The 586-nt window shown below is 41.6% G+C and carries 1 pseudogene; it reads left to right on the top strand.

Features of this window, described 5'->3' with window-relative positions:
* Window positions 1–535 (top strand): annotated as a pseudogene (locus tag R7Q11_RS27945) (HD-GYP domain-containing protein); the annotation flags it as partial.
* Window positions 536–586 lie beyond the last annotated feature (51 nt).

The raw sequence follows: 586 nt of genomic DNA, 5'->3' as shown, positions 1-586 counted from the left end.
GAATCAGATCGAAGGTTTTCCTGAACCAGCTAAAACCGTGATTGCTCAGCATCATGAGTTAAGAGATGGCTCCGGTTATCCTGAGGGTCTTAAAGGGGATGAAATTGATGAATTGGCTCAAATTGTCATAGTGGCGAATGCATTTGATAACTTGTGCCATACTCCGATCGCATCCGAACAGAAAATCCCATACACCGCCCTTTCTCATTTATATCAAAACTGTAAACACCTATAGAAAGAAGAGATCCTTAATATCCTGATCAAGTTCATGGGCGTCTTCCCTCCTGGCACGGTTGTTCAGCTATCTAATAATATGGTGGGATTGGTCATCTCAGTGAACGCTTCAAACCTGCTATTTCCAAATGTTCTGGTTTACGACCCATCAGTGCCAAGAACTCAAGCTCCCATCATTGAGCTTGCATCGAAAGATTTGAGGATCGTAAATGCGATTCATCCATCTAAATTGCCAGATAAGATAAAAGAGTACCTAAACCCACGCTCGCGAATATCCTATTTCTTTGACAGTGACGAGTAGTTATCCACAGTTTTTTGTGAGTATTCTGTAGAAATGCTGGGTGTTAATTGA

Source organism: Vibrio sp. 970, from assembly GCF_033339075.1.
Note: the sequence above shows the minus strand (reverse complement) of the source record. Positions and strands in the feature narration are given on the sequence as shown.